This window comes from Nocardiopsis mangrovi (genome assembly GCF_042653925.1).
GTDB lineage: Bacteria > Actinomycetota > Actinomycetes > Streptosporangiales > Streptosporangiaceae > Nocardiopsis_B > Nocardiopsis_B mangrovi.
On record NZ_JBHSFQ010000009.1, the window covers coordinates 22,676 to 46,183 of the forward strand.

Below are 23,508 nucleotides of genomic sequence, written 5' to 3' on the forward strand. Positions count from 1 at the left end.
TCATTTCCCGCTCAGTGGACGCTCATCCCCGGCGGAAAGGCTTGCCCATGTTCGCGGCGGGCCCACCGCCGCCCGCATGGAACACGGGAGTCCGCATGCACGCCACCGCCCTGGTCGACCTCTCCCCCGCGCGCCGCGCCGCGCTCAAGGTCTCCTACACCGCCCGTGCCCTCGACGGTGCCCGTCCGCGCCACCTGCTCACGGGGCCCGAGGTCCGGCCGCGCCACGGGGACCTGGTGGTCGCCGCCGTCACCGAGATCGGCCGGCACACCCGGCTGGAGTCCCCCGCCGGCCGGCGCGTGCACCTCTACCCCGGCGACGAGGTGGTCGTCGCCTACGCCGCCCGCTACGCCCCCGACCAGTTCGAGGCGGAGCCGCCCGCCGACCTGCGCCCCTGCGACCTGGTCGCGGCCGGGGGCATCGCCGCTCAGGTGCTCAGCGCCCGCAGCGACGTGGCCGCGCCCACGCGCCTGGCGCCGGTGGGCCTGGTGGCCGACGCAGCGGGCTCGGTGGTGAACATCGCCGACCTCGCCGGTCCGGAGGCGCCCCGCCCGCTGCACGGGGTGCCGACCATCGCGGTCACCGGGACCTCGATGAACGCGGGCAAGACCACCACCGGCGCCATGCTCGTGCGCGGGCTCACCGCAGCGGGCCACAGGGTGGGGGCGGCGAAGGTCACCGGGACCGGGGCAGGCGGCGACCGGTGGATGTTCCACGATGCCGGAGCCGTGGCGGCCCTGGACTTCACCGACGCCGGCCTGGCCACGACCTACCGCGCCCCCTTGGACCGGATCACCGCCGCCGCGCGCACGCTGCACGACCGGCTCGTCGTCGGCGGCGCCGACATCGTCGTCCTGGAGGTGGCCGACGGCATCCTCCAGCCCGAGACCGCCGCCCTGCTCCACCGCGACGGCCTGGGGGCCATGGTCGACACCTGGGTGTTCGCCGCCGGCGACGCCGCCGGAGCGGTCTACGGCCGCGAGCGGCTGCGGGCGGCCGGGCTCCCGGTGGCCGCGGTGAGCGGACGGATCACGTCGTCGCCGCTGGCCGCCCGCGAGGCCGCCGAACGGCTGGACGTCCCGGTCTACGGGGCGGCGGAGCTGTGCGACCCGCGGCTGGCCGCGTCGCTCGTCGCGCGCCCGCTCGTGGGCGCGGTGGGGGAGCGGACGGCATGAGCGCCCGCGGTCCCGGCGCCCGCCCACCGGGCCGCCGCGGCGGCGCGCCCGATGCGGCGCCGCCGGAGCAGGCGCGCCGCGTCCCCCGGCTGCTCGCCGGACGCCGCCGCTGGACGTTCACGGCACTGGTCGTGGTGGGCGCCGGGCAGGCCGCCGCCGCGATCGGCTGGGCGCTGCTGGTGCGCAGGCTCGCCGGACCGGCCGAAGGGGGGACCGCTGCGGGGGCGGCCCTCCCGGCGCTGCTGCCCTGGCTCGGCCTGCTCGTGCTGACATCGGCCGTGCTGCTCTTCGCCGAACGGGTCCTGGCCGAGCGGCTCGGCCAGTCGTGGGTGACCGACGTCCGTACCGCCCTGTTCCGCGGTGTCACCGCGGCGCCCGCCCGCGGGCAGGGGCGCGGACGCTCCACCGGGGGCACGTCCCTGCGGATGATGGGCAACCTCAGCGCGCTGCGCCGCTGGGCGGGCCTGGGGCTGGCGAAACTCGCGGTCGCCCTGCCCCTGATGTGCGGGTGCCTGCTGGCGTTCGCGATGATCTCCCCCGTGGTGGCCGCCGGCGCGTTCGCCGTCACCGCCTGCGGGCTGGGGGCGTCCATGGCGCTGTCGCCGTGGCTGAGGGCGTCGCACCGCGCGGCGCGCCGCCGCCAGGCGCGGGTCGCGTCGCACGTCGTGGAGCGCGTGGGCAAGAGACTCGTGGTGCAGGCGTTCGGGCGGGAGAGGTCCGAGCGGCTGACCGTGGCCCGCCGGTCGCGCCGGCTCGCCGAGGCCCAGGTGCGCCGCGCCCGCGCGGTGGGGGCGGCCCGCGGGATCGGCGAGGCCACCACCCTGCTGACGACCGCCGTGGTGGTGGTCACCGCCGCGGCGTCGGGGGCGGGGGCGGCGTCGGCCACGGCGGCGATCGCCGTCGTCGGCATCATGGTCACCCCTTTGCGCGAGCTGACCCGTGTCAGCGAGTACCGGTCGGAGCGCACGGTCGCCCTCCGCCAGGTCGGCGCCGAGCTGGCCCGGCCGCGCCGCTCCCGCCCGGGCCGCTCGGCGCCGGCCCTCCCCGAGGGCGGGGGCGACCTGCGCCTTGAGGGGGTCCGGGTCGAGGGGGTGTTCTCGCCGATCACCGCGCACGCCCCCGCCGGCTCGGTCGTGGCCGTCACCGGGGCCAATGGCACGGGCAAGTCCACCCTGCTCTCGGTCATCGCCGGCCTGGTCGCCCCCGACGCCGGCCGGGTGCTGCTGGACGGCGCCGACATCTCGCGGGTGCGGGCGGCCTCGGTGCGCGCGGCGATCGGGCTGGCGGGCCCCCACCTGCCGCTGCTGCGCGGGACCATCTCCGACAACGTCCGCTATGCCGATCCGAAGGCGGACGGGCGGCGGCTGAACGACGCCATCCGCGCCGGCGGCCTGGACCGGCTGCTGGCGGACCTGCCCCACGGCCTGCGCACGCCGGTCGGGGAGGACGGCGGCGGGCTGTCGGCGGGCCAGCAGCAGCGGGTCGCGCTCGCGCGCGCCCTGCTGACGGGGCCCCGCCTGCTGCTGCTCGACGAGGCCGACGCCCACCTCGATGCCGGAGCCGCCGATGTGGTGGACCGCGTGATCGCCGGATTCCCCGGAACGGTCATCGTGGTCACCCACCGCCCCGAGCGCCTGCGCACGGCCGATGTCGTGTGGCGGCTGGCCGGCGGGGTCCTGCGCCCGGCCCGGCCGGCCGCGAGGGCGGTCGGCCCCGATGACGGGACCGGCGGTCCCGCCGCCGCCCCGGCGGGCACCGCCGGGCGTGCGGCCCGCTGACGCGCGCGCCGGGGCCGCGGGGACCGTCCTTCCCCGCGACCCGGCGCGCCGGCGCTCGTTCGCGGGGAGGGCGGGCGTCCCGGCGAGGGGAGCGGGGCACCCGGAGGTCGTCTCGGATCCGGGGGACGGGAGAGGGGGCGGAGGCCGCCGGCCGTTGCGCGGCGCTCCCCGGGGCACCGCCCGGCCGCGGGGCCGGCGCGGCGGGGCGCTACGGGAGGGAGTAGGGGCGGGTCGCCACGTGCGCGGTGCGGCCGCCGACTTCGACGGTGCCGTCGCGACCCGGGCGGACGTCGATGCGGGAGCCCACGCCCTGGCGGATCGTCAGCGGCCGGCCCAGCTTCTGGCCGAGCCGCAGCGCCGCTGCGCCGGTGGCCTCGTCCTCGGCGATCCCCATGCCGTCGGGGAACACGCGCACGCGCACCCGCCCGGCCGCTTCGTCCTCCCACGCCCAGACGTGCAGGTCGACCCCAGGCTCGCCGCCGGCAACGGCGTCGACGGCCGCCGGGTCCGCGAGCCGGCGGCTGTCGAACACCGGGGCGAGGTCGGGATCGGCGCGGATCCAGACGGACTCGCCCTCGGTCCAGGTGGGAATGGCGCCAGCCGGCGGGTTGAGGGTGTCCAGCGGGGTGCCGCGGTCGCGCAGCAGCCACGAGGTCCCCACCAGCGGGTGGCCCGCCAGGGGGAGCTCGATCGCCGGGGTGTGGATGTGCAGCCGCCCGGTGGCGCGGTCCTCCAGGAACACCGTCTCGGAGAAGCCGAGGTCCGCGGCGATCGCCTGGCGGGTGTCGCTCGGCAGCCCGGGGGAGTCGAGGAAGACGCCGAGTTCGTTGCCGCCGGTGTCGCCGTCGCCGAGGAAGACGGTGACGATGTCGAGTGAGGTGGTCGTGTCGCTCATGGCCCAACTGTGCCAGGCGCAACGGAAAAGGACTACTTAAATATTCTGTATGGCAATGTCAGAAACGCTTACACCACTGCCCCCTGGTGCGACCGGTTCCCGGCCCGGGTGCCCGGCCGGCCTCGACCGGCGGCAGGGCCGGCTCGCAGACAGGTGCCGGCCGAGGCCCGCGAGACCGTCGCCTACGGTGTCGGGGCGTCCAACATCGCCGCCGACCACCTCCTCACCGCGTGGCGGAGCCGACTGGGCCACTGAAGCCTCGGCCTATGGCCCTACGACCTGCGTATTCTTTCCGAACGTCAGCGACCGTATTTATCGTGTCGCGAATAGTGTGGTGTGTCGGCCGTCGCATGCGCAGGACGCGTTAATCATGCGTTAACGGCCCTCGCGTGGCCCGATCCGGCGATTAGGCTCGCCGGTGTGCTCACGATCTTCCCTCCGCGCAGCCCGCGGAAGCAGGCCCGCCGAAGAGAGGTATCCGTGCCCCGTGTGACCGGTCTCGCGCACGTCAACCTGTCGGTGCGCGACCGCGACGCCAGCATCGAGTTCTACCGCGTGGTCCTGGGCTTCAAAGAGGTCCTGACCCGCGACGGCAAGCAGTGGCTGCACACCGAGTGCCGCCACCCCTCCGGCCTGGTCCTCGGATTCACCCAGCACCGCGAGCACTTCAAGGCGACCTTCGACCCGCGCCACATCGGCATGGACCACCTGTCGCTGCGGGTGGCCGGCGTCGGCGAGCTGGAGCTCTGGGAAGAGCGGCTCACCGACCTCGACATCGACCACTCGCCGGTCGTGCACACGCCCCAGGGCTCGTCGCTGACGTTCGCCGACCCCGACGGCATCCAGCTCGAACTGTTCTGCCCCGCCGATCCCGACACCGGCGAGGACTGAGCGACCCGGCGACCGGGCGGCGCGGCCGCCCGGCGGGACGGCCCGCCGGGGCGGCCCGCGCGGTTCACTCGGGCGCCACCAGCTGGAGGCGGACGTCCGCCTCGCGCATCTCGTCGACCGCCGACTGCGGAAGCCGGTCATCGCTGATGATCAGGTCGAACTCCTCCAGCCGCGCCACGCGGAACGTCCCGAACTTGCCATACTTGGTGCTGTCGACCGTCAGCACGCTCTTCGAGGCGATCCGCAGCAGCTGCTGCTTGGCCACGACCTTGGCCTCCGACGGCGTGGTCGAGCCCCGTTCAACGTCCCACGAGCTGCTGGCGATGAACGCCAGGTCCACGTTGACCCGGCTCAGGAAGTCGGCGGTGAACTGCCCGACGGAGGAGTGGTCGGCGTGGGACACGACTCCGCCGGTGTGGATCAGCTCGATGTTGGGGTACTCCATCAGGTGCCCGACCACGTTGAAGTCGTTGGTCACCACGGTCAGCCCGACCTTGTCGGTGAGCATGGGCACCATTTGCAGCGAGGTCGTGCCGGCGTCGAGGAAGATGGTGAAGTTCTCGCGCACCAGCTCCGCCGCGGCGCGCGTGATCGCCCGCTTGGCCGGCACTTCGAGCTGGGCCTTGGCCAGGTAGGACGGCTCGCTCTTCAACCGCGCGGCGAGCCGCACGCCGCCGGTGACGGACAGGACCTTGCCGTCGTTCTCCAGCGCCTGGATGTCCCGCCGTACCGTCATGTGCGAGACGGACAGCATCGACGTGAGCTCGTTGATACTCAGCACGTGCCGTTCCTGCAAGAGCTTGAGGATGTGCTCGCGACGCTGGTCGGGGATCATCATCCGCCTTCGGTGTCGATGCGATGTGCGTGTTCACCACTGTTACAGACGCACGGCCTACCTAAGAAGTTTCCCAGGTCGCCGACCTGTACCGTGGTGTGCGCCGGGTGACACCGCTCGCACCCGTGCGCGGACGGACCCGTGTGGGTCGGGCCGATTCCGCCGTATTTTGCCGTAGTCCCCTACGGGCGGGAGCGCTCTTTGGCACTCTTGTCTCCTAGCAGCCACGGCAGGATCGTCGAACCCGCGGTGTAGACGGAGACAGCCTCATGACGCTGGCGATCGCCCTGCGCGGCGAGACCACCCGGTACCGGGAGAACACGCTCCCGGCCATTCGCTCCGCCTTTGCGGCGGGGGCCGATGTGGTGGCGGTGGACCTGAAGACCACCGCCGACGGCCACGTCGTCCTGCTACGCGACGACACCCTGGACCGGCTGTGGGGATCGCCCCGGGCGGTCTCCGACCTCGGCCTGGCCGACCTCGCGGTGCTGGGCGCCCAGGTCGAGCACCGCATCCCCACGCTCATGGAGGTCCTGGCCGAATCCGCGGGCCGCAGGGCGGCGCTCATGTTCAACGTCACCTCCGCCGATACCGCGCTGGCCGCCCTCGCCCAGGCCGGCGAGCACGACATGGCCGACCACGTGATCTTCACCGGATCGATCGACGCGCTGCGGGCGCTGCACGCGCGGCGCCCCTCCGCGGCCATCGCGCTGACGTGGGACCAGCCCACCCTGCCGCCCGGCGAGCTGTGGAAGGCGCTCATGCCCCGCTACTACAGCACCGACCACCGGTCGATCACCCGCGAACTCCTCGCCGAGGTCCAGCGCCACGGCTACCGGGTCGCGGCGTGGACGGTGAATGATTTTCCGGAAATGGTGCGCCTTGTCGGCATGGGGGTCGATGCGATCCTCACCGACAACATCCGCGACCTCGCCAGCCTGACCGGAGAGCCCCGAGTGTCCGCGGCGCCGCGGGTTCCCGCCCACGGGACCGCCGCGCCGGAATGGGGCCACGACCTGCACAGGAGTCGGTACGGCGGGTGAAACGAAGCTGAATTCATTTCAGCGTGGGTCGTCGAACGGTGCACTTCCGGCCCGGAAATCGTCGCTTTTTCAAATAGGGCGAACAAGATCCACGCTTTTCCCCGAATCGTCCGCAGCGCGACGCTATCCTCGGAACCGATCCGCAGCCGATCCGCCGATAGCCGGCACCCGGTCGCGCCATCGCCGCGCCCGGAGGACCCCCTCTGAGATGATCATGACGGCCGACCTCTCCCCACACGACGCGCGCTCGCCCGACCGCACGCTCACCGCGGCGGCGGAAATCTTCGCCCGCCACGGGATGCACGGGCCGTCCATGGCCGTGCTGGCACGGGAGATCACCGGCCGCACCGGCGGCGACGTCATCGCGTTCCGCCGCGCCTACCCCACGCGCCTCGACCTCGTCTACGCGGTGGCGCTGGACGCCACCCGGTCGCTGGTGGCCGCGCAGACCACCGATTCCGGCGGCATCGATCCCGCGGCGACCCGGCTGGGCCGGCTCGTCCGGCGCCACGTCGCCCACTGCTGGGAGCACCGCACCGCCGAGGAGCTGCGGCGCACCCTCCAGCCCACGCTGCGGGCGATCAACCCGGCCCGCCACCGCGAGCTGTCCGCTCTGCGCCGCGACTACCGCGGCTTCATCCGCGACCTCATCGGCGACGGCATGGCCGAAGGCGATTTCCGGGTGGCCGACCCCGCGGCGGCGTCCGGCGCCGTGCTCGACACCCTCGACTCCACGTTCAACTGGTACGACGGCGACGGCGGCATGTCCGTGACGGAACTCGGCGACGTCTGTGTCGACCTGATCGTCCACCACCAGCTCGGCGCCGAACGCGGATGACCCGGCCTGCGGTTTAGGGGGCGCCGGGCCCGTCGGGCCCCGCTGCCGCGCCGAGTGCGCGGGTACCGAGGTCGCGCAGGTGGGCGCGCAGCTCCGGCGGCTCGTGCACCGTGAAGTCGCAGCCGAGCTGGAGCAGGCGCGACGCCAGCCACTCGACCGTGTCGGCGTGGCCGCGCAGCCGGCAGCTATCAGCGTCGACGGGCTCGACCTCGCCCGCGCCGCCGATCCGCTGCGCCACCCGGTCGGCGGGCAGCCGCAGGGTCGCCACCACCTCGTAGGTGGGCGCCATCGAGTACAGCATGTCCTTGACGAAGGCGGCGGGGTCGCCCCCGGGGATCTCGCGGTGGGTGAACCGCGCGCCGGTCGCCCTCGGCTCGGTGATCCGGTCGGTGCGGAACAGGCGCCAGTCGCCGCGGTCGTCGTCGTGGGCCAGCAGGTACCAGCGGTGCGCGGCCGCCACCAGCCGGTAGGGCTCGGCCAGGCGCCGCGACGGCGTCCCGTCGGCCGCCCGGTAGGCGAACCGGATGCGCTCGCGGCCGACGATGGCGCCGGCGATCGCCGTCAGGTGCTGCGGGTCCACGGCCGCGGGGGTGCCCATCGGCATGTGCGCCATGGCGGCCGCGAGCGAGCCGACCCGGTGGCGCAGCCGGGACGGCAGGACCTGTTCCAGCTTGGCCAGCGCCCGCACGGACGCCTCGTCCACGCCCTCCACGGGGGACTGGGCCGCGGTGCGCAGGCCCACGGCGATGGCCACCGCCTCGTCGTCGTCCAGCAGCAGCGGCGGCATGGCCGCTCCCGCGACGAGCCGGTAGCCGCCCGCGGCCCCCAGCGTGGCCTCCACCGGGTAGCCCAGGTCGCGGAGCCGGTCGATGTCGCGGCGGATCGTCCGCGGGGTGACGCCCAGGCGCCCGGCCAGCTCGCTGCCGGGCCACTCGCGGGGGGTCTGGAGGAGGGACAGGAGCGCGAACAGCCGCGCGGAGGTATCGCTCATGGCTCCATGGTGCACCGCGATATGGGACGGATGTCGACCTATTTCCCGCTTAGGTTTCGCCCGTCGCCCGGAAAGCCCGGCGCGGCGACCACGGAGGACGACCATGGGAACCGAGATCCGCCCCTTCCGCATCGACATCGCCCAGGCGGACCTGGACGACCTCGGAGACCGCCTCGCCGGCGCGGCCTGGCCGGCGCAGCTCCCCGGCGAGGGGTGGAGCCGCGGCGTCCCCGTCGCCCACCTCAAGGAGCTCGCGGGGTACTGGCGCAGCGGCTACGACTGGCGCCGGCACGAGCAGCGGCTGAACGCCTTTCCGCAGTTCATGACCGGGATCGAGGGGCAGGACATCCACTTCCTGCACGTGCGCTCACCCGAGCCCGGGGCGCTGCCGCTCCTGCTCACCCACGGCTGGCCGAACTCCTTCGTGGAGTTCGCCGACCTCATCGGGCCCCTCGCCGACCCCGCGGCGCACGGGGGCGACCGGGAGCAGGCGTTCCACGTCGTCGTGCCGTCGGTACCCGGCTTCGGGTTCTCCGCGCCGCCGCGCGGGACCGGCTGGGACGCCGCCCGCGTGGCGCGGATCTGGGCGGAACTGATGCGCCGCTTGGGCTACGACCGCTACGGCACCCACGGCGGGGACTTCGGCGCCTATGTCGCACCGGAGGTGGCGACGGCGGCACCGGGCCGCGTGGCCGGCGTCCACATCACCGGCGGCATCGGCTTCCCGGCCGAGGACGACCTCCCGACGCTGACCGACGAGGAGCGCGCGGCCTGGGCGCTGGTCACGGAGCAGGACTGGATGAACGGGGTCGACCACCACGCGCTGCTGCGCGCGGCGCCCCAGACCTTCGCCTACGGCTGGCAGGACTCCCCGGTCGCCGCCCTCGCCTGGATGGTGCAGAAGTTCAAGGAGTTCACCCCCGTGGACAAGCTGCCCGAGCAGGTGATCGACCGCGACCTCATCCTGACCAACGTGAGCCTCTACTGGTTCACCGGGACCTTCGGGTCCTCCTCCTGGCCCATGTACGACAGCACGGGCTTCGGCTGGCCGAAGGGGTCGGCGGCGGCCCCGACCGGCGTCTACAGCGGTCCGCCGGCGATCCGGCGCCTGGCCGAACGCGACACCACCGTCCTGCACTGGCCCGATGCCAATCCGGGCGATCACCACTTCGTGGCCATGGCCCACCCCGGCGACCTCGCGCGCGACCTGCGGGCCTTCTTCGCCAAGGTCCGCTGAGGACACCCCCGCCCCTGCCCGGCCCCGCCCGCACCGCCCGCCCCGCGCCGCCGGGCGCCGGCGGGCGCCGGCGGGGGCGGTCCCGGCCCGGAACCCTGCGCGCGGCCGTAGGCTCCAGGGGAGACGGCGAGTGGGAGGGTCGAGGAGAGCATGTCGGCGACGCGGTTGCTGGTTCTGGGCGTGGTCCGCACGCTGGGCCGGGCGCACGGATACCAGGTGCGGCGGGAGTTGATCGCCTGGGGCGCCGAGGAGTGGGCCAGCGTCAAACCCGGGTCGATCTACCACGCGCTGCGCCAGCTCCTCAAGAGCGGCATGGTGCGCACCGCGGGCGTCGAGGAGAGCGGGGAGGGGCCCGAGCGCACCCTCTTCGAGCTGACCGAGGACGGCACGACCGAGTTCGTCCGGCTGCTCACCAAGGCGCTGTCGATCCCCGACGTCAAGCCCGAGTTCTTCAGCGCGGGCGTCACGTTCATGACCGCCCTGCCGCGGGGCATGGTGCTCACCCTGCTGCGGCGGCGCCTGGCGCTCCAGGAGGGGACGCAGCACCAGCTGAGGTCGGTGCACGGCGACCTCGTGAACGGCAAGCCGCCGCACGTGTGGGAGCTGCTGGAGTGGTGGAACGTCCAGCACGACGCCTCGGTGGAGTTCACCCGCGGGATGATCCGGCGCCTGGAGGAGGGCGCCTACGAGATGTCCGGCGAGGGCGCGGCGCCGTTCGGGGCGGGCCCGCCGGCGGCGGGCGTCCCGGCCGCCGACCAGGACTGAGCCCTCCCGCAGCCCCCGGCGCCCGCGTGCCGCGGGCGACGGGCGGGCCGGTCCGATCGCCCCCGCCCGCCGGTCGGCCCTGGTCACATGCTGTTCTCCGGGATCACCCCTGTAGGTAATCAATTTTGACTAGTGTCCGCTCCTGGTGCATTCTTGCCCGGTAATCAAACTTGACTACTGGGGTTGACGTGATCCACACCCGAGAACTCACCCGCCACTTCCGCGTCAAGGGCACGACCGTCGAGGCGGTCCGCGGGATCGACCTCGATGTCGCAAAGGGCGAACTCGTCGCCTTCCTCGGCCCCAATGGGGCCGGGAAATCCACGAGCCTGCGCATGCTCACCACCCTGCTGCCGCCCACGTCGGGCAGTGCGACGGTCGCCGGGTGCGATGTCGTCGCCGACCCCGCGGGGGTGCGCCGCCGCATCGGCTTCGTCGGCCAGGGCAACGGGGGCGGCCCGGACCAGCGCGTCCGCGACGAGCTGGTCGGCCAGGGGCGCTGCTACGGGCTCACCCGGGCCGAGGCGCGCTCCCGCGCCGACGAGCTCCTGGAGATCCTGGAACTGCGAGCGGCCGCCGGCCGCGAGACCGCCAAGCTCTCCGGAGGGCAGAAGCGGCGCCTGGACATCGCCATGGGCCTGATCCACCGCCCCGAACTGCTCTTCCTGGACGAGCCCTCCACCGGGCTGGACCCCCACAGCCGCGCCAACCTCTGGGAGCACGTGCTGCGGCTGCGCGAGGAGCACGGCACCACGATCGTGCTGACCACCCACTACCTGGACGAGGCCGACTCCACGGCCGAACGCGTGGTCGTGATCGACGGCGGGACCATCATCGCCGACGGCACCCCCGACGAGCTGAAGGGCAAGGTCTCCGGCGACCTCGTCGCGTTCACCGCCGAGACACCCGAGGCCGCGCGGCTCGGCGCGCGGACGGCCGAGCGCATCGCCGCGGCGGGGTCGGTCGAGGTCGACGGCGCCGGCGTTCGGCTGCGCGTCCGCCACGGCGACGCCGTCCTGCCCGAGCTGCTGCGCGCACTGGACGCCGCCGGCGTCGCCCTGCTGACCGTGCAGGTGCAGCGGCCCACCCTCGACGACGTCTTCCTCACCCTCACCGGCCGCAGCCTGCGCGAGAGCGCGCAGTGACCGCCGCGACGACCCCGGCGCGCCGGGGGTCGTGCTGGGCCTCGCGCTGCTGGCGGTGCTCGGCCTGGGCCTGGGTACCCTCTCCTACCTGGGCGCCCTGGCGATGAAGGTGGAGTACGTCTTCGCGGCGCTGGTGCAGACCGCCACCATGCCGCTCATCCTGCTCTCGGGTGTGCTGCTGCCCATGGACCTGGCTCCGGGCTGGCTCTACGCCCTGTCGCGGGCCAACCCGATCAGCCACGTCGTCGACGCCGAGCGGGCCCTGTTCGTCGGCGACTTCACCGACCCCTCGGTGCCCGTCGGCCTCGCGGTCGCGGTGGTCCTGGCGGCGGTGGCGCTGGCCGTGGGCATCCGCGCCATGCGCCGCCTCAACGCCTGATCCCATCGCGGGCCACCGCGCCCGCGCCCGCGGCGGTCAGCGGGTGCGGGCGCGGTGGGCGGCGACATCGGCCGGGGGCTGTGCGGTGTCGGCGTTGCGGGCGCGGTGGGCGGCGACATTAACGCGGTTCGCGCAGGTCACCGAGCAGAAGCGGCGCCGCCCGTTGCGCGAGGTGTCGACGAAGGCCAGGCCGCACCCCGTGCGGCCGCACCGGCCCAGGCGTCCGCCTCCTGCGCCGCAGATGGCCACGGCCAGGCCGCCCGCCGTGGTCCCGCGCAGGCGCTCGGCCGTGTCGAGCGCCTGGCTGACGTAGTGGAGGTGGGGGGCCGAGCCGCCGTGCACGGAGATCTGCACCTGGGTGGCGGCGTCGGCCAGGAGCCGGTTGACCGTGGCCATCTGGGCCGCCAGGCCGGCCCCGAAGACCGGGCGCAGCCGCTCGATCCACGGGCTGAGCCGGGCGGCCTGGGCGTCGTCGATGTCGGGGGCGGTGATCTCGTGCGCCCGCAGGATCGGCGCCAGGACCGCGGGGGTGTGGTCGGGGGCGTTCACCAGAGCCGCGGAGACGAACGCGCCGGTCCCGCCGTAAGTGTTGAAGTGCACAAGGCCATTACACCAAAGTGGGGGTCATGGCTGTCAGCGACTGTGTTTCCTGCGGTGGTCCCGGGGCCGCCGCCCAGGTGGAGTCGTCGCACTACACCTCCGAGGGCATCGTGCGCTATCTGCGCTGCCCCTGCGGGGAGCGCCGGGTGGAGGTGGCCCGGTTCGGCACCGTGGTGGGCGTGGACGGCGCTCCGTGGAGCACCCCCAACTGACGGGGCGGAATCCGGCCGAGCGCAAGGGCGCGTTGGTGTGATGCGTGCCCTAATCCGGCCTTCCCCCGTGTTCGGATCGCCCTGCCCGCCGGTGGTTTCGGGTGCACCCGGGGTGATACCACACGCCCTGGCCTGCGACTTTACTGTTTAACCCCTCCCATTTTACTTTTGCGTGGGTTAGGTTCGCTCTTGATCGGTTCGTGACCTGCGGTAAACCGCTGGTCGACGCCGATGCCGAGCCCCGGGCGCCACGCCAGGGGAGATCAGGCCCCCACACGATTGCGGGGCCGGGCCGCGCTCAGCGCCCGCCCATTCCGGCCACCGTCCCCATCGATGGCCACCCGCCCGTCTGGCGATCCAGCCATGACGATCCCAAAGGCAACCCGGCTCATCCGGCCGCCCTGAACCGCCATGCCCGGACTTCGCGCAGCCATGTCCCCGGTCCGCTCGGCCCCATTCCCGACCTGGGTATCCATTCATGTCTTCTTCTGACACCCCGATCCAGTACGGCCACGTCAAGTCCTCCTACTTCTGGGACGACGGCTCCGGAATCAACGGCGACACCGGCGCCCCCGCAAGCGGCGAGCCCATGCAGAAGGGGCTCTTCGCCAGCCCCAGCTGGCCGCTCGGCACCGAGGGCTACGTCGAGTACAACGGCAAGAAGGCCGACTTCTTCATCGGCGACCGCGGACCCGGCGACCCCGCCGAGGGCTGCAACGTCCTGCTGGACCTCGACGGCCAGACCTTCGCCGAACTCACCGGCCAGACCTGGGACGACACCTCCCTCACGGTCTCCGGTGGCGAGGGCCACATCGAGCTGGAGTACTACATCACCAAGTGGGGCGACGGCAACGGAACCCCGGGCGCCCCGCAGCCGATGAGCGGCAGCCAGGAGTGCACCGACGCGGTCTCTCCGCTGCCTGAGGAAACGTCGGCGGACACCTCCGCGGACACCTCGGCCGACGAGCAGGCCGCCGCCGACCAGCAGGCCGAGGAAGAGCAGGCCGCGGCGGAGGAGAAGTCGGCCGACCAGGCGCAGCAGGCCGAGGAGCAGGCCGCCGAGGACTCCGCCCAGGAGGACGAGGAGGAGGCCACCGCCGCCGCGCAGCAGGAGGACGACGGCACCCAGACGGGCGTCGAGGCCGAGACCGCGGCCAACGACCTGTCCGGGATCTCGCTGGCCGGCGCCGAGCTGCCCATCGCGGCCGGTGCGCTGACCCTCGCCGTCCTGCCGGCGCTGGCCGTGGCGCTGTTCTTCGCCAAGGTCCGCCCCGCGCTGGACTACGCCAAGGGCTCCGACGAAGAGGGCCGGCACCGCGCCGCGTCCCTGTTCACCGCCGAAGGCCGCCGCCGCGTGGCCGGGAGCGTGCGTGAGCGCCTGACCCGCCTGCGCGACTACACGCGCTAAGGCACCCGGACGCGGTCACCGCACCGCTCCACCACTGACGCCGGGGGGTTCCGTCCGTTGATCGGGCGGGCCCTCCGGCGCCGCTGTCTCCCGGGGGTCCCCGGGCCCCGGGCCCCGAACGCCGCCGGCCCGGTGCCGGCGGCCACCGATCAGAGGTCGCCCAGCGCGATGCCCGGCCGCTCCACGCAGTCGGCGACGAACCGCAGGAAGCCGCCCGCCTCCTCGCCGTCGCACACCCGGTGGTCGAACGCGAGCGTCAGCTCCACGACCGGTCGCACCGCGACCAGGTCCCCGACCACCCACGGCCGTTTCACGATCCGGCCCACCCCCACGATCGCGGCCTCGGGGTGGTTGATGATCGCCGCGGAGCCGTCCACCCCGAACACGCCGTAGTTGTTGACCGTGAACGTCCCGCCCGTGAGGTCCCCGGGGGGCAGCGTTCCTTCGCGCGCCCGCGCGGTGGCCCGGTTCAGCTCCGCGGCCAGCTCGCGGGTCGTCAGGGCGTGCGCGCCGCGCAGCACCGGCACCACCAGTCCCCGCGGCGTCTGCGCCGCGAACCCCAGGTTCACGTGGGCGAACCGCACCAGCTCCGAACGCCCGGAGTCGACCCGGGCGTTCAGCGACGGGTACCGCCGCAGGCCCAGGAGGCAGAACCGGGCGATCAGCGCGAGAATCCCCACCGGCCGAGCGGGGTCCGCGGCGTTCAGCGTCGCGCGCAGGTCGAGCAGCCCTGAGGCGTCGGCGTCGACCCAGACCGTGGCCTCGGGGATCTCCCGGCGCGACCGTGCCAGCCGCTCGGCGGCGGTGCGCCGCGCGCCGCGCAGCGGGATGCGCTCGCCGCCGTCCTGTGCGCCGGCGGGGGCCGGATCCGGGGCGGGCACACGGCCCGCCGCGACCGCGGCTTCGACGTCGCGGCGCAGCACGAGCCCGCTCCCGCCGCTGCCCGCCAGCGCCGTGACGTCGATCCCGTGCTGGCGCGCCAGGCGGCGTACCAGCGGCGAGACCACCGGTGTCCGCAGGTCTCCGCGCGCCTGAGCCGGAGGCGCGGACGGAGCCGCGGACGCCGTTGTCCGCGGCCCCTCCGCTGCGCGGGAGCGCCGCCGCCGGCCCTGGCGGCCGCGCGCCCCCTCGCCGGTGCCGTATCCGACGAGGACGGCACCGGAACCCTGGCGGGCCCCGTGCGCGGCGGACCGGCCGTTGCCGGCCCCCGCGGGTTCGGCCCCGGTTGCGGGGCGGGCGGCGGGGACCACCGCGCCCGGCTCGGTGAACTGGGCCGCGGCCCCGCTCGGGGCGGTGTCGATGCTGATCAGGGGCGCCCCCACGGCGACGGAGTCGCCGGGTGCGCCGTGCAGGGCGGCGACCGTCCCGGCGAACGGGCAGGGCACCTCCACCGCCGCCTTCGCGGTCTCGACCTCGGCCACGGGCTGGTCGACCGCCACGGTGTCTCCCACGGCCACCAGCCAGGTCAGGATCTCCGCCTCGGTGAGCCCTTCGCCGAGGTCGGGCAGGAGGAAGCCGCGCACCGCGCCGTCGCCGCTCACGCCCGCCCCCCGGATCCGGCAGCGGAGCCCGCGACCCCCGGCGGAACGGTGTCGGGCACCCAGCCCGCCTCCCACTGGAGGCGGTCGACGGCGTCGAGGATGCGGTCGACCCCCGGCAGGTGGTGGTGCTCCAGCTTGGGCGGCGGATAGGGGATGTCCAGGCCGCCCACGCGCAGCACCGGGGCCTCCAGGTAGTGGAAGCACTGCTCGGTGACGCGCGCCGCGACCTCCCCGCCGTACCCGCCGAACGTGGCGGCCTCGTGCACCACCACGGCCCGCCCGGTGCGGCGCACGGAGGCGCACACGGTGGCGTCGTCGAACGGCGACAGCGACCGCAGGTCCACCACCTCCAGCGAACGGCCCTCCCCGTGCGCGGCGTCCGCGGCCTCCAGCGCGGTCTCGACCATCGGGCCGTAGGCGATCAGGGTCGCGTCGGAGCCTTCGCGCCGGACCACCGCGCGGTCCATGGGCGCGGTCCGGGCGGGCAGGTCCAGCTCGGCCCGGCTCCAGTAGCGGCGCTTCGGCTCCAGGAACACCACCGGGTCGGGGGAGGAGACCGCCTCGCGCAGCAGGGAGTAGGCGTCGGCCGGCGTGCCCGGGGTGACGACGGTCAGGCCGGGGGTGTGCGTGTAGTACGCCTCGGAGGAGTCGCCGTGGTGCTCCACCGCCCCGATACCGCCGCCGTAGGGGATGCGGATGACCATCGGCAGCGAGACCCGGCCGCGGGTGCGGTTGCGCATCTTCGCCACGTGCGAGACGACCTGCTCGAACGCCGGCAGGGCGAAGGCGTCGAACTGGAGCTCCACCACCGGGCGCAGCCCGTTCATCGCCATGCCCACGGCCGTGCCCACGATCCCCGACTCCGCGAGCGGGGAGTCGAAGCACCGGTCCTCGCCGAACTCGGCGGTGAGGCCGTCGGTGACCCGGAAGACGCCGCCCAGCGGGCCGACGTCCTCGCCGTAGACGACGACAGTGGGGTCCTCGGCGAGCGCGTCGCGCAAGGCGCGGTTGAGCGCCTGGGCCATGGAGACCTCGGCCATCTCACCCCTCCCGGATCTCGTCGAGCAGCGCCCCGCGTTCGCGCTTGAGCAGTTCGGTGGGTTCGGCGTAGACGTGGGCGAACAGCTCCGCGGGATCGAGGCGGTCCTCCCCGGACAGGCCGTCGCGCACCGCGGCGGCCAGGCGTTCGGCGTCGGCGCCGATGCGCTCCATCGCGGTGTCGTCGACGACGCCTTCGGCGCGCAGCAGCGCTTCGAGCCGGGAGACGGGGTCGCGCCGCCGCCAGGACTCCACCTCGGCGTCGTCGCGGTAGCGCTGCGGCGCGTCGGAGTTGGTGTGCGGGTCGAGCCGGTAGGTCTGCGCCTCGATGATCGCCGGCCCCCCGCCCGCCCGGGCCTCGGCCAGCGCCCGCGCCACAACGGAATGGACCGCGGCGGCGTCGTTGCCGTCGACGTGGTGGCCGCGGATCCCGTACCCGATCGCCTTGTGCGCCAGGGTCGGGGCGGCGCTCTGCTTGTGCACCGGCACGCTGATGGCCCAGTGGTTGTTCTGGATGAGGAAGACCACGGGCGCGTTCCACACGGCGGCGAAGTTGTAGGCCTCGTGCGCGTCGCCCTCGCTGGTGGCGCCGTCGCCCATCAGGACGAGCGCGGCGGTGTCCTCTCCCCGGCGCCGCGCGGCGTAGGTGAGGCCGACGGCGTGGGAGGCGTTGGTCGCCAGCGGGGTGCACTGGGGCGCGCACCGGTGGCGGTGGGGGTCGTAGCCGTGGTGCCAGTCGCCGCGCAGCAGGGTGAGGACGCCGAGCGGGTCGACGCCGCGGGTGACCAGCGCGACGCAGTCGCGGTAGGTGGGGAAGAGCCAGTCGTCGTCCGCGAGGGCGAGGACACCCCCGACCTGGCACGCCTCCTGGCCGTGGGAGGAGGGGTAGACCGCGAGCCGGCCCTGGCGGGTCAGCGCGCTCGCCTGGCGGTCGAAGCGCCGCCCGATGACCATCGCCCGCAGCATCGCCAGGAGGGTGTCGTGGCCCGGTGCGCTGTGGTCGGGGTCGGGCACGCGGGTGCCGTCGGGGTCGACGAGGCGGATCGGTTCCAGGGTGGGAAGTGCGGGAACCGGTCGTGGCCGGTCGTCGCTGCGCTTCATGTCTTGAATATGAGGTGGATCACCCCATAGTGTCCATAAGATCCGAGGGACCGTGGACGAATGGCCGGTATCCGCCGCGAGGTCGGCAGAATGCCCACCCGGCCCGGCGTCCGTCCGGTGTGAGGTGAGACACGTGGCCGTCGATCTCGACGACGTGGACCGGCGCATCATCGGGCTGCTGCGGGCCGACGGCCGGATGTCGATCCGCGCGGTCGCCGAGCAGGCCCACGTCTCCCGCGCCAACGCCTACGCGCGGCTGGACCGGTTGCGCGCGCAGGGGGTGATCCGCGGGTTCACCGCGGTCATCGACCCCGAGAAGTTCGGCACCGGCCTGGCCGCCTACGTATCGGTGCGCATCCTCCAGCACTCCTGGGAGAGGTTCCGTGACCACCTGCGCGACATCCCCGAGATCGACCACGCCGCCCTGGTCTCGGGCGACGTCGACCTGCTCCTGCTGGTGCGCGTGGCCGACGCCGCCGACCTGCGGACCTTCGTCCTCGAACGCCTCCAGCGCATCCCCGAGGTCCGCAGCACCCAGACCATGTTCATCCTGGACGAGCCCCGCCTGGGCCGGGGGGACTGACCCGGTCCGGGCGGCGCGGTCTCAGGACACCCCGTCGCGCTCGCGGGCGGGCTCCGGGGAGGAGGCGGGGCGGCCGCGCAGCGCCCGCAGCGCGGACCGGACCGCCGGCCAGGCCAGGAACAGCGCGATGGCGGCGTAGATCGCGATGCTCAGCGGCGAGGTGACCAGGCCGGCGAGGTCGCCGTTGCTGAGCTGGAGGGCGCGGCGGAGCTGGAGCTCGGCCATCGGCCCCAGGATCACCCCGATGATCAGCGGGATGATCGGCAGGCCGAACCGGCGGATCGCGAAGCCCAGCAGGCCGAGGATCAGCAGCAGGACCAGGTCCAGCGCCGAGGAGCCGACCGCGTACATGCCGATGCTGGCGAAGAACAGGATCCCGGCGTAGAGGTAGGGGCGCGGGATGCGCAGCAGCCGCGCCCACAACGGCGCCAGGGGCAGGTTCAGCGCCAGCAGCATCGTGTTGCCGATGAACAGGCTCGCGATCAGCCCCCATACGAGCTCGGGCTCGCGTTCGAACAGCAGCGGACCGGGTTGCAGCCCGTATTGCTGGAAGGCCGAGAGCATCACCGCCGACACCGCCGTGGTGGGCAGGCCGAGCGTGAGCATCGGCACGAGCACGCCAGCCGCCGAGGAGTTGTTGGTGGCCTCGGGCCCGGCCACGCCCTCGATGGCCCCGTTGCCGAACTCCGCCCGGTTCTTCGACAGCCGCCGCTCCAGCATGTAGGAGAGGAAGGTGGGCAGCTCCGACCCGCCGGCCGGCAGCGCGCCGAACGGGAACCCGATGAAGCTGCCGCGCAGCCACGGCTTCCACGACCGCCGCCAGTCCTCCCTGCCCATCCAGACCCGCCCGATCGGCACCACCTCGGGCGGCGTGCGGCGCAGGCGCGAGGCCACCCACAGCGCCTCGCCGACCGCGAAGATGCCGACGGCGACGACGACCACGTCGATCCCGTCGGCCAGTTGCGGGATGCCGAACGCGAGCCGCGACTGCCCTGTGGTGGGGTCCATGCCGATCAGGCCGATGGTCAGGCCGATGCCGAGCGAGGCGAACCCCCGCACGCGCGATGCCCCCATGACCGAGCAGGCGGCGACGAAGGCGAGCAGCATCACCGCGAAGTAGTCGTCGGCACCGAAGGTCAGGGCCAGGCCCACCATCACGGGCGCGAAGAACACCAGCATCAGCGTGCCGATGGTCCCCGCGATGAACGAGCCGATGGCGGCCGTGGCCAGGGCCTGCGCGGCGCGGCCGCGCTTGGCCATGCGGTTGCCCTCGACCGCGGTGATCACCGACGCCGCCTCTCCCGGCGTGTTGATCAGGATCGATGTCGTCGAGCCGCCGTACATGCCGCCGTAGTAGATGCCGGCGAACATGATGAAGGCGCCGATCGGTTCGAGCTCGAAGGTGAGCGGCAGCAGCAGCGCCACCGCCATCGCCGGGCCGATGCCGGGGAGCACGCCGATTGCGGTGCCCAGCGCCACCCCGATCAGGGCGTAGAGCAGGTTGACCGGGGTGAGCGCGGTGCCGAACCCCTCGATGAGGCTGGTGACGGTGTCCATCGCCTAGAGCACCCCCGTGAACGGGCCGGCCGGCAGCCACACGCCCAGCGCGCTGAAGAGGAAATGGCTGCCCAGCGACATCGCCACGGCGATGAGGGGGTCGCGGACCCAGTGCCGGCTGCCCAGCGCGAACGCCGACCCCCAGAACAGGACGGCGCCGGAGATGATCCAGCCGGCCGTGTCGATCAGCGCGGCGTTGGCCAGGAACGCCGCGATCAGCAGCACGACCGTGCGCCAATCGGTGCGGGCCGACGGGTCGACGTCCTCGCCGGTGTCGGCGCTCCCGCGGCCGCCGCGCAGGACGTCCACGGTGAGCAGCGTTGCGACGGCCAGGAGCAGTATCCCCACGCCCACGGGCACCGCGGCCGGGCCCACCGGCCCGCGCTGGGCGGGCCCGGCGTCGAGGCCGGCGGCGTCGACGAGGACCAGCGCCGCCAGCACGTACAGGAAGACGCACACGCCCAGTTCGGCCTTGCCCCGATGCCAGGGGGCGGCGGGCCCGGCCGCCGCGGGGGCGCCGGGCGCGGTCCGCGCGCTCACTCCAGGCCCAGTTCGGTCAGCACCCCGTCGACCCGGTCGGTCTCCTCGGCGAGGAACGCGCCGAAGTCGTCGCCGGTGAGGTAGGCGTCGGTCCAGCCGTTGGTCGCCAGGACCTCCTGCCACTCATCGCTCGCCTGCAGCTCGTCGACGAGGTCGCGCAGTGCCTGGTCGTCCTCGTCGCTCAGGCCGGGCGGCGCGACCAGTCCCCGCCAGTTGGTGAAGTCGACCTCCAGCCCCTCCTCTTGGAGGGTGGGGGCGTCCAGCCCCTCCACCGGGTCGGCGCTCGTGACGGCGAGGACGCGCAGGTCGCCGGATTCGATCTGGTCGGCGTACTCGGCGGCGCCGGACACCCCGAAGTCGATCTGCCCGCCCAGGACGGCCGCCAGCAGTTCGCCGCCGCCGTCGTAGGCGACGTAGTTGACGTCGGCGGGGGTGATCCCGGCGGCCTCGGCGGTGAGCATCGGCGCGAGGTGGTCGGGGCCGCCCGGCGAGGAACCGCCGCCGACGGTGACGCCGCCGGGGTCGTCCCGCCACGCCGCGAGGAGGTCGGCGAAGTCCTCGTACTCGGAGTCGGCGCCGACCACGATGACGTCGGGCTCCTCGGTGAGCCGCGCGATGGGGGTGGTGTCGCCGAGGGTCGCGTCGGTGTCGTTGGTGAAGGAGGCGCCGACCACGCCCAGCCCCATGCTCATCATCAGCTCGCCGTTGCCCTCCTCGCTGACGAGCCGGGCCAGCCCGACCGTTCCGCCGGCGCCGGGGAGGTTGAACACCTCCACGTTGCGGGCGGCGCCGGCGTCCTCCATGGCCGTCGCCGCGGTGCGCGCGGTGACGTCGTAGCCGCCGCCGGGCGCGTTGGGGACCATGATGCGCAGGCCGGAGAAGGGGGCGTCGGCGCCGCCGGACGGGGCGCCGCCGCACGCGGTGAGCGAGGCCAGGGCCAGCGCTGAGACGAGCGCGGGGAGTGCGGTCGGGAAGAACCTCTTCGCCATGGTGATCGTCCTGACTGTGCTCCGTGCCGGAGGCACGGGATCCGGCGGGCCGACGCGCCCCCTCCCCGTTGGGGAGGGAGGTGGGAGGGGGCTCCCCGGGGCGGAAGGGATGAGTCCGTTGCCCGGGCGGCGGCCCACCGGACGAGGTGGGATACGGAGCCGATACTGAAGATCACTGTGGCCCATGTCACTATTGCGAAGTTAAAAATGATTTCGGTCGTTGTGTACATAACGACATGGTTGACAATCGCGGGAGAGCACTCGCCACGGACGCGGCGGTGTGTGATCGTTCGTGGCATACCCCCGCGCACGGACCGGGTGAGGTGTCATGGCAGGTCAGCGGCGGCGATGGTCGCTCGCAGGGCAGTTCCTGGTGTTCCAGCTCGGCATCATGGTCTGCGTCCTGGCCGCGGTGGCGGCCATCCCGGTCGCCCAGAGCCACGGCCGGTTCGAGGAGGTCGAGGGCCGCCGGTTCCAGGCCATCGCCGAGCAGGTCGGCGCGCTGCCCGCTGTCCGCCTCGGGCTCGCCCAGATGCTCGCCTCGCCCCTGGCCGGCACCGTGCAGACCACCCGCGATATCACGGGCCTCACCGACATCGCCATCGCCGACGAGAACGGCGTCGTCCTGGCCTCGGACGACTCCGCCGACATCGGCCGACGCCTCGACATCGGCGAGAGCACCGCGCTCACCGGCCGGTCCTGGATCGGCGCCGCACCGCCGCACCCGTCGGAGCCCGACGCCGAACCCGTGCTGGTCGCGCACGCGCCGGTCTTCGACGACAGCGGGCGCCTGGTCGGCCTGGTCACCGTGGGCGACGGGCGCCCCGGCTGGTGGGAGCCGGTCGACAGCGCGGCGCCGTACCTGCTGATCTACCTCGGCGCCGCCGGCGGGCTGGGCGTGCTCGGGTCACTGCTCCTGGCCTCCCGGATCAAGCGCCAGACGCTGGGCATGGAGCCGCGCCAGATCGCGGCGACGGTCGAGCAGCGCGAGGCCATGCTCCACGGTGTCAAGGAGGGCGTGCTCGGCCTCGACCTCGACGACCGCGTCACCCTGGCCAACGACCAGGCCGTCGGCCTGCTCGGGCTGCCGCCGGACTGCGTCGGACGCCCGCTCGCCGGCCTCGGCCTGGACGCCGAGCTCTACGGCGTCCTCGCGGGCGGCGGCGAGGGCGCGGAGCAGGTCGTCCTGCTCGCCGACCGCGTCCTCACGCTCAACCGGATGCCCATGACCTCGCGAGGCGAGCGGATCGGCTCGGTCACCACCCTGCGCGACCGCACCGAACTGGTGGAGCTGCGGCGCGAACTCGACGTCACGCGCCACACCACGGACGCGCTCCGCGCCCAGGCGCACGAGTTCTCCAACCGCCTGCACACGATCGCCGGACTCGTCGTCCTGGGACACTACGATGAGGTCGAGCAGTTCGTCACCCGCACGGCGCGCGCACACGAGCGGCTGACGACCGACATCACCGAGCACGTGCGCGACCCGTCGCTCGCCGCGCTGCTGATCGCCAAGGCGGCGATGGCGTCGGAACGCGGAGTGCTGCTGGAGATCGCGCCCACCAGCGACCTCCCCGAGGTCGACCCCGACCTCTCCGCCGACCTCGTCACCGTGACCGGCAACCTCATCGACAACGCGTTCGACGCACTGCGCCCCGAGGGCGGCGGCACCGTCCGCGTCGAGGTGAGCCGCGACGGCGGCGGCGCACGGGTCACCGTGGGCGACACCGGCCCCGGCATCGCCGACGGTCTCGGCGACGCCATCTTCCGCCAAGGGGTCACCACCAAGGAGGCGGCCGACGGCGACCCGCGCGGCCTCGGACTGGCGATCATCCGGCTGATCTGCCGGCGGCGCGGCGGGTCGGTGTCGGTCCGCAGCGACGGCGGGGCGCTGTTCACCGCCCGGCTGCCGGCGACGGCCGCGGGGGCCGCAGCGGGTTCCGCGGGCGCGAGGGAGGGATGACGGG

The 23,508-nt window shown here is 73.8% G+C and carries 23 protein-coding genes; 13 read left to right on the plus strand and 10 right to left on the minus strand.

Translation table 11 applies throughout. From position 1 onward, the window contains the following. The first annotated feature begins 95 nt into the window (after positions 1-95). On the plus strand, positions 96-1,175 hold the full coding sequence (locus ACFO4E_RS11730) for a DUF1611 domain-containing protein (protein WP_378573830.1): 1,080 nt from the start codon (positions 96-98) through the stop codon (positions 1,173-1,175). Continuing rightward, positions 1,172-2,953, plus strand: coding sequence for an ATP-binding cassette domain-containing protein (locus ACFO4E_RS11735; protein WP_378573831.1), 1,782 nt, complete (start codon positions 1,172-1,174; stop codon positions 2,951-2,953). Before ACFO4E_RS11730 ends, ACFO4E_RS11735 begins: the two co-directional genes overlap by 4 nt. Before the next feature lie 208 nt (positions 2,954-3,161). Here ACFO4E_RS11735 and ACFO4E_RS11740 read toward each other — a convergent pair whose 3' ends face one another. Beyond that, the gene (locus ACFO4E_RS11740; protein WP_378573833.1) at positions 3,162-3,848 is read right to left on the minus strand and encodes a PhzF family phenazine biosynthesis protein; all 687 of its coding nucleotides are present in this window, start codon (positions 3,846-3,848) and stop codon (positions 3,162-3,164) included. 480 nt (positions 3,849-4,328) lie between these two features. Between ACFO4E_RS11740 and ACFO4E_RS11745 the strand changes: the two genes are divergently transcribed. After that, positions 4,329-4,739, plus strand: a complete 411-nt coding sequence (locus ACFO4E_RS11745) for a VOC family protein (RefSeq protein WP_378573835.1) — start codon at positions 4,329-4,331, stop codon at positions 4,737-4,739. A gap of 64 nt (positions 4,740-4,803) precedes the next feature. Here ACFO4E_RS11745 and ACFO4E_RS11750 read toward each other — a convergent pair whose 3' ends face one another. Then, positions 4,804-5,574, minus strand: coding sequence for a DeoR/GlpR family DNA-binding transcription regulator (locus ACFO4E_RS11750; protein ID WP_378574020.1), 771 nt, complete (start codon positions 5,572-5,574; stop codon positions 4,804-4,806). 269 nt (positions 5,575-5,843) lie between these two features. Between ACFO4E_RS11750 and ACFO4E_RS11755 the strand changes: the two genes are divergently transcribed. Together ACFO4E_RS11755 and ACFO4E_RS11760 are read left to right on the plus strand one after the other, a co-directional pair. Then, entirely contained in the window at positions 5,844-6,617 is a 774-nt protein-coding gene (locus ACFO4E_RS11755; protein WP_378573837.1) for a glycerophosphodiester phosphodiesterase, read from the plus strand. Between the two features lie 208 nt (positions 6,618-6,825). Further along, positions 6,826-7,455, plus strand: a complete 630-nt coding sequence (locus tag ACFO4E_RS11760; protein WP_378573838.1) for a TetR/AcrR family transcriptional regulator — start codon at positions 6,826-6,828, stop codon at positions 7,453-7,455. Positions 7,456-7,468: 13 nt separating this feature from the next. Here the strand turns inward: ACFO4E_RS11760 and ACFO4E_RS11765 are convergent, their stop codons facing one another. Continuing rightward, positions 7,469-8,446, minus strand: a complete 978-nt coding sequence (locus tag ACFO4E_RS11765) for a helix-turn-helix transcriptional regulator (protein WP_378573840.1) — start codon at positions 8,444-8,446, stop codon at positions 7,469-7,471. Between the two features lie 103 nt (positions 8,447-8,549). Between ACFO4E_RS11765 and ACFO4E_RS11770 the strand changes: the two genes are divergently transcribed. The 4 genes from ACFO4E_RS11770 (at position 8,550) to ACFO4E_RS11785 (ending at position 11,972) form a co-directional block, all read left to right on the plus strand. Next, positions 8,550-9,683 carry an epoxide hydrolase family protein gene (locus ACFO4E_RS11770; protein WP_378573841.1) on the plus strand — a complete coding sequence of 378 codons (1,134 nt, stop codon included), beginning with the start codon at positions 8,550-8,552 and terminating at the stop codon, positions 9,681-9,683. 150 nt (positions 9,684-9,833) lie between these two features. Then, positions 9,834-10,448: a PadR family transcriptional regulator gene (locus ACFO4E_RS11775; protein ID WP_378573843.1), complete on the plus strand. Its 615-nt coding sequence runs from the start codon at positions 9,834-9,836 to the stop codon at positions 10,446-10,448. A gap of 188 nt (positions 10,449-10,636) precedes the next feature. Next, positions 10,637-11,593 carry an ATP-binding cassette domain-containing protein gene (locus ACFO4E_RS11780; RefSeq protein WP_378573845.1) on the plus strand — a complete coding sequence of 319 codons (957 nt, stop codon included), beginning with the start codon at positions 10,637-10,639 and terminating at the stop codon, positions 11,591-11,593. A 31-nt stretch (positions 11,594-11,624) separates the two neighbouring features. After that, on the plus strand, positions 11,625-11,972 hold the full coding sequence (locus ACFO4E_RS11785) for an ABC transporter permease (protein ID WP_378573846.1): 348 nt from the start codon (positions 11,625-11,627) through the stop codon (positions 11,970-11,972). Positions 11,973-12,008: 36 nt separating this feature from the next. Here the strand turns inward: ACFO4E_RS11785 and ACFO4E_RS11790 are convergent, their stop codons facing one another. Continuing rightward, positions 12,009-12,572: a CGNR zinc finger domain-containing protein gene (locus ACFO4E_RS11790; RefSeq protein WP_378573848.1), complete on the minus strand. Its 564-nt coding sequence runs from the start codon at positions 12,570-12,572 to the stop codon at positions 12,009-12,011. A 26-nt stretch (positions 12,573-12,598) separates the two neighbouring features. Between ACFO4E_RS11790 and ACFO4E_RS11795 the strand changes: the two genes are divergently transcribed. Both ACFO4E_RS11795 and ACFO4E_RS11800 read left to right on the plus strand, forming a co-directional pair. Next, positions 12,599-12,784: a hypothetical protein gene (locus ACFO4E_RS11795; protein ID WP_378573849.1), complete on the plus strand. Its 186-nt coding sequence runs from the start codon at positions 12,599-12,601 to the stop codon at positions 12,782-12,784. Positions 12,785-13,262: 478 nt separating this feature from the next. Continuing rightward, entirely contained in the window at positions 13,263-14,192 is a 930-nt protein-coding gene (locus tag ACFO4E_RS11800; protein ID WP_378573851.1) for a hypothetical protein, read from the plus strand. Between the two features lie 149 nt (positions 14,193-14,341). Here the strand turns inward: ACFO4E_RS11800 and ACFO4E_RS11805 are convergent, their stop codons facing one another. From ACFO4E_RS11805 to ACFO4E_RS11815, 3 genes are read right to left on the minus strand one after another with little or no spacing between them, the layout of a single operon-like run. Next, positions 14,342-15,733 (minus strand): dihydrolipoamide acetyltransferase family protein, encoded by a 1,392-nt coding sequence (locus tag ACFO4E_RS11805; RefSeq protein ID WP_378573852.1) that lies wholly within the window; start codon positions 15,731-15,733, stop codon positions 14,342-14,344. After that, entirely contained in the window at positions 15,730-16,773 is a 1,044-nt protein-coding gene (locus ACFO4E_RS11810) for an alpha-ketoacid dehydrogenase subunit beta (protein ID WP_378573854.1), read from the minus strand. Before ACFO4E_RS11810 ends, ACFO4E_RS11805 begins: the two co-directional genes overlap by 4 nt. Before the next feature lies 1 nt (position 16,774). Then, positions 16,775-17,872, minus strand: coding sequence for a thiamine pyrophosphate-dependent enzyme (locus tag ACFO4E_RS11815; RefSeq protein WP_378573856.1), 1,098 nt, complete (start codon positions 17,870-17,872; stop codon positions 16,775-16,777). A gap of 133 nt (positions 17,873-18,005) precedes the next feature. On the opposite strand from ACFO4E_RS11815, the gene ACFO4E_RS11820 reads away from it, so the two are divergent. Continuing rightward, the gene (locus tag ACFO4E_RS11820; RefSeq protein WP_378573857.1) at positions 18,006-18,455 is read left to right on the plus strand and encodes an Lrp/AsnC family transcriptional regulator; all 450 of its coding nucleotides are present in this window, start codon (positions 18,006-18,008) and stop codon (positions 18,453-18,455) included. A 21-nt stretch (positions 18,456-18,476) separates the two neighbouring features. Here ACFO4E_RS11820 and ACFO4E_RS11825 read toward each other — a convergent pair whose 3' ends face one another. From ACFO4E_RS11825 to ACFO4E_RS11835, 3 genes are read right to left on the minus strand one after another with little or no spacing between them, the layout of a single operon-like run. After that, complete coding sequence (locus ACFO4E_RS11825; protein WP_378573859.1) at positions 18,477-20,012, minus strand: tripartite tricarboxylate transporter permease; 1,536 nt, start codon at positions 20,010-20,012, stop codon at positions 18,477-18,479. Between the two features lie 3 nt (positions 20,013-20,015). Next, positions 20,016-20,552, minus strand: a complete 537-nt coding sequence (locus tag ACFO4E_RS11830; protein ID WP_378573860.1) for a tripartite tricarboxylate transporter TctB family protein — start codon at positions 20,550-20,552, stop codon at positions 20,016-20,018. After that, positions 20,549-21,541 (minus strand): Bug family tripartite tricarboxylate transporter substrate binding protein, encoded by a 993-nt coding sequence (locus ACFO4E_RS11835; protein WP_378573862.1) that lies wholly within the window; start codon positions 21,539-21,541, stop codon positions 20,549-20,551. Before ACFO4E_RS11835 ends, ACFO4E_RS11830 begins: the two co-directional genes overlap by 4 nt. A gap of 328 nt (positions 21,542-21,869) precedes the next feature. On the opposite strand from ACFO4E_RS11835, the gene ACFO4E_RS11840 reads away from it, so the two are divergent. Next, positions 21,870-23,504: a sensor histidine kinase gene (locus ACFO4E_RS11840; protein WP_378573864.1), complete on the plus strand. Its 1,635-nt coding sequence runs from the start codon at positions 21,870-21,872 to the stop codon at positions 23,502-23,504. The last annotated feature ends 4 nt before the right edge of the window (positions 23,505-23,508 follow it).